Origin of the sequence: Allobosea spartocytisi (assembly GCF_014764685.1) — a bacterium.
Classification (GTDB): Bacteria; Pseudomonadota; Alphaproteobacteria; order Rhizobiales; family Beijerinckiaceae; genus Allobosea; species Allobosea spartocytisi.
Window position 1 is genome coordinate 1 of the sequence record NZ_JACXWY010000052.1, and the last position, 3823, is coordinate 3823.

Annotated in this window: 7 protein-coding genes; 2 read left to right on the plus strand and 5 right to left on the minus strand. The window is 64.5% G+C overall.

All coding sequences use genetic code 11. The annotated features are described in order from the left end of the window. Nucleotides 1-51: 51 nt before the first annotated feature. From IED13_RS28350 to IED13_RS28370, 5 genes are all read right to left on the minus strand, one after another. Nucleotides 52-597 (minus strand): hypothetical protein, encoded by a 546-nt coding sequence (locus tag IED13_RS28350; RefSeq protein ID WP_191126119.1) that lies wholly within the window; start codon nucleotides 595-597, stop codon nucleotides 52-54. Then, nucleotides 594-1184, minus strand: coding sequence for a thermonuclease family protein (locus IED13_RS28355; protein ID WP_248312817.1), 591 nt, complete (start codon nucleotides 1182-1184; stop codon nucleotides 594-596). Before IED13_RS28355 ends, IED13_RS28350 begins: the two co-directional genes overlap by 4 nt. Next, nucleotides 1171-1512: a single-stranded DNA-binding protein gene (locus tag IED13_RS28360; protein WP_191126121.1), complete on the minus strand. Its 342-nt coding sequence runs from the start codon at nucleotides 1510-1512 to the stop codon at nucleotides 1171-1173. Before IED13_RS28360 ends, IED13_RS28355 begins: the two co-directional genes overlap by 14 nt. 29 nt (nucleotides 1513-1541) lie before the next feature. Next, a complete protein-coding gene (locus IED13_RS29295; protein WP_019200163.1) occupies nucleotides 1542-1889 on the minus strand; it encodes a hypothetical protein in 348 nt (115 codons plus the stop codon). A gap of 244 nt (nucleotides 1890-2133) precedes the next feature. Continuing rightward, complete coding sequence (locus tag IED13_RS28370) at nucleotides 2134-2634, minus strand: hypothetical protein (RefSeq protein WP_191126123.1); 501 nt, start codon at nucleotides 2632-2634, stop codon at nucleotides 2134-2136. Between the two features lie 99 nt (nucleotides 2635-2733). On the opposite strand from IED13_RS28370, the gene IED13_RS28375 reads away from it, so the two are divergent. Together IED13_RS28375 and IED13_RS28380 are read left to right on the plus strand one after the other, a co-directional pair. Continuing rightward, nucleotides 2734-3471 (plus strand): lytic transglycosylase domain-containing protein, encoded by a 738-nt coding sequence (locus IED13_RS28375; RefSeq protein WP_191126124.1) that lies wholly within the window; start codon nucleotides 2734-2736, stop codon nucleotides 3469-3471. Between the two features lie 12 nt (nucleotides 3472-3483). Further along, entirely contained in the window at nucleotides 3484-3789 is a 306-nt protein-coding gene (locus IED13_RS28380; RefSeq protein WP_019200166.1) for a TrbC/VirB2 family type IV secretion system protein, read from the plus strand. The last annotated feature ends 34 nt before the right edge of the window (nucleotides 3790-3823 follow it).

A 3823-nucleotide genomic window follows, 5' to 3' on the forward strand; every position in this document is an offset into this window, starting at 1 on the left:
ATCTAATATATTGTATCAATGGCGAACGCTGCCGGCGCATGAGGTGGTCCCCTATTCGTAACGAGGCCTGCCCGGCAGCCACCACCAGAAATCCTTCGGCGAGCGTTCGCGATTGCGCCACGCGACGCTCGACCTCGGCGGATAGACGGGCTGCATCGACCAGATGCGATTGTCGTAGTAGAAATTTGCCGTCTCGCGCATGACCCTGCGGCCGTCGGGATCGAGAAAGTCGGTCGCGCAATGCACCACAGGAACGCGATAGCGTGTGATGCGCGCGGTCAGTGCGTCGAGGGCGCCGGGTTTACATCCGAAGAGCCACACCGAGGCGGGATAGGCGGCGCCGGCAGGCGCGGCGGCAAGGAGCCGCAGATAGGCCGCGTTCGCCTCGGGCTGCGTCGGATATGCGGATCGCTCTGTCAGGATCGGGGCGAAGGTCGACCGGTCGGGCGCGTATTCGAGGCGGCCGGGCACGACGCGCTCGGGCGTGTAGAGGGCGTCCGGTCCGGAGGGCGGGATGAGCGTCGTCTGGTCGCGCGCGGCGCAGCCGGCAAGCGCGACGAGCAACGGGAGGAAGGCAATCAGCTTTCGCGTGGTCATGGGGTCGCCTCGGCGCGCGCTGCCACAGCCGCAGTCGCCTTATGGGCGGCTCGCCAGTCCCATGGCATCTGGAAGGTGCTCGACCAAATGCCGCGATAGGCTTTTCGAGCCGCTGTTTCGGCGGCGGCATATTCTCGGATCACCGGCTCACCGGCCGCGGCGGGCGCCACAACGGCAACGCCGTCGCGCAGCATGTCGGCCGCAAGATCGCGATGGCCGGCCGTGGCGCAGCGGGCGAGGCGCTCGCCGGGCTCGTCGCTGATGACCGTACAGGCGACCCAGCTGTTGAGGGTCGCCGTTACAAGCCAGGCTCTGACCATCGTGCCGCACGGCCAGGGCTGACGCCCGAGCGACGCTGTCTGTTCGGGCGCGCACGCGTCGATCCCATAGAGGCGGAAAACCATTTTCGTTTCAATGTCGCGAAAGCGGGTGCCGTCGATGACTTCGACCCGCAGCGGCGGTAATTGCGCGGCAAGCTTCGGCTGATAGAGGTTTTCCGGATCAGCGCTGTTCTGCGCACGGCACGGCAAGGCCGTGAGCGCCACAAGGCCGACGAGCGCCAACGAGCCGGCCTCACGCAGCCGCATCGTCGCGCGTTCCGAGATCAAGCTTGTGGAAGACGCTCGCGATGATGTCCGTCGTGTAGACGGTCTCGCCGTCCTTGCCCTTGTAGGATCCATCCGCGATACGGCATTCGGCATAAACAGCGTCGCCCTTTGCCACGTTGGAGAGGGCCCACTCTGCGGACTTTTCGTTGAGGATCGTGACCGTTACCCAATCGGTTTCCTCGCGACGCTCGCCCTTGCCGTCGGTCCACGCCCGATCGGTCGCGACGCTGATCTTCGCCGCCTTGTTGAACGCTTTCGGCGCTTGGCCGACACGGCCGCGCAGGATGAATAAATTGGTGGTTCGCAAGGCTATTCTCCCTGGTGCGTTGATCGAGCTTATGGGGGCGGCGGCGATGCGCTCGCCGATGGCGAAGCCTGGCGGAGCGCGCGCAGAATGATGGCGTTCGGATCGGGAAGGTCGCGAAAGGCCCATAAGCCGGTATGGCTGTTCTGGGCCACACGTTGCGCCTCGAGATAGGGCGCGTGCACTGCGGATCCGTCGGGCTTGAGCGCGGCAAAGGCAAAGCCGGTCGCGATCAGCGCCGTGCCGAGATCGATCCGCGAACCTTTTCCGGCTCCCTCGGTTCGCACGGCAACGCAGAAGACGAAGGCGGTCTTCGTCTGCGGTGCCTCGGCCGCCTCGTAACATTGCGGTTTGAGATCGCGGATCAGCGCGACAAGCATGGCGAGTGACGCCTCGCCGCAATCACGCTTGATTCCATGGGCATTGGTGAAGCTCGTGCCGCGAAGGCACGACTGGACACCATAGAGCCGATATGTCGTCCCGGCGTTTGACCAGCTGTCGCCAGTGTCGAACGCCGCGTCCGGTGGGACGGGAAACCAGCCTGGTGAAGCGACCTGCGCGGTAGCCGGCCCTCCCGCAAGGAGAGAGAAAAGCGCAAGAGCGGCAAGTCGCGGGCTCGCCATCTCAATAACCCTGCAGTGAGAAGTAAAAGCGCTGCGTGCCGTTCGCTGTCGAGATGTCGACGAAATAGGGATCGCTGCGCATGGCGCGTGAGGTGGTCGGATATTCGGTGCTGCAGTCGCCGTGACCACCGAAACAGACCCGCCGTGGTTTCGAGAAGTCGACGCAGAGATTGCCGTTCGCCGTCGGCGTCAATCCGCCGTTTCCGTCGGGACCGCCCTGGGCGGCCGTCATTCCGGCGGGGCAGGGCTGATACGGCTCATATCCAAGACCGCTCGCATTGCCCTCGGGGCAGGTCGGCCAGCCGCCACCGTGCGCGAGCCGGCGAAAGAGGTCCTGCATCACCGGCACGCAATAAGGAATGCCTGACCAGCTTGGCGCGGTGGCGGCCGCGCACAGCAGCACTTTGCAGCCGAACGAGGCGTCCTGCGCCTGCGCGGCACGCATGGGGACGAGCCCCAGCAATGCCATCCCTATCATGACCAGATGCGGTGCCCGCTTCATCCTTCGCTCCCGAGGGCTCATGTCGTGACCGATGTTTCTTCCTGTTGCCAACGTATCAACATTCAATATATTGTCTATTGGAAAATGGAGGCGGCTGGCATGGCGATTCGCGGCGTGGCGATCGGATTGTGTGTCATGGTGACGTATTCCGGGGCGTGGGCGCAGGATATCGCCGAGCCCCGCCAGCTTGCCGTTATCGACGATTCAGGGCGCATCGTTCCGATGCCGACTGAGGATGCCGTGCCGCAGCGGATTGGCCGGATCACCTCAACGTCACCATGTGCCGACGCCAAACCGCTCAGTCCGGATGAGGCGCGCGCCCTTATCACCCGCGTCGCGACCGAGGAGAACTTCTTCCCCGATCTGGTGATGTCGGTCGCCAAGAGCGAAAGCCAATTCAACTCGACAGCGCTCTCCGACAAGGGCGCGTACGGCCTGATGCAGCTCGAGCCCGAGACGGCGCAGCGCTTCAAGGTCGATATCTGCGACCCCGCCGGCAATGTGCTGGGGGGTGTGCGCTTCCTCAGGGCGCTCCACGAGAAGTACCAGAATCCGTTTTTCATCCTCGCCGCCTACAATGCGGGCGAAGACGCGGTGGAAAAGAACCGTGGCGTTCCGCCCTTCCCGGAGACGGTCCGCTTCGTCGCACAGGTCATCAACGACTTTTACACGTGGCCAGCGCCGGGCGGTCAGGCCAAGCGTGACAGGCGGGCGCTCATTGCCGACGCGCCCGACCTGATCGAACCGGGCACGCCGAAGTCAGCCCCATCACCCGTTGCCGCAGCGCCGACCGCAAAGGCGGGCTGGGACAACGGTTTCGTCATGCACATCGACTGAACGGAGGAACGGATGAAGTCATCGTTTGCACGCATCACACTGGCAGGATCGTTGCTCCTGGTCACGGCGGCCGACGCGTTCGCCCAATCGACGGGCGGCACGCTCCAGCCGGTTCAATCAACGCTCCAGCAACTCGTATCGACCCTGACGGGCCCGATCGCGACAGCGCTCGCCACGCTTGCGGTCATCGCCTGCGGCCTCTTCGCCTGGAGCGGGCGGCTGACGTGGGGCATCGCCGGCAGCGTCATCTTCGGCATCGTCCTTGTGTTTGGCTCGGCGCAGATCGTGCAATTCTTCCAGTCGGCGGTTGGCCAATGACGGAGGGCGAGCTCGAAGATCCACTCATCACACC

Excerpts from the sequence above, each read along its gene's own strand:
- IED13_RS28375 (WP_191126124.1), top strand. The coding sequence starts at position 2,734 with ATGGCGATTCGCGGCGTGGCGATCGGATTGTGTGTCATGGTGACGTAT.
- IED13_RS28380 (WP_019200166.1), top strand. The coding sequence starts at position 3,484 with ATGAAGTCATCGTTTGCACGCATCACACTGGCAGGATCGTTGCTCCTG.
- IED13_RS28350 (WP_191126119.1), bottom strand. The coding sequence starts at position 597 with ATGACCACGCGAAAGCTGATTGCCTTCCTCCCGTTGCTCGTCGCGCTT.
- IED13_RS29295 (WP_019200163.1), bottom strand. The coding sequence starts at position 1,889 with ATGCTTGTCGCGCTGATCCGCGATCTCAAACCGCAATGTTACGAGGCG.
- IED13_RS28355 (WP_248312817.1), bottom strand. The coding sequence starts at position 1,184 with ATGCGGCTGCGTGAGGCCGGCTCGTTGGCGCTCGTCGGCCTTGTGGCG.
- IED13_RS28370 (WP_191126123.1), bottom strand. The coding sequence starts at position 2,634 with ATGAAGCGGGCACCGCATCTGGTCATGATAGGGATGGCATTGCTGGGG.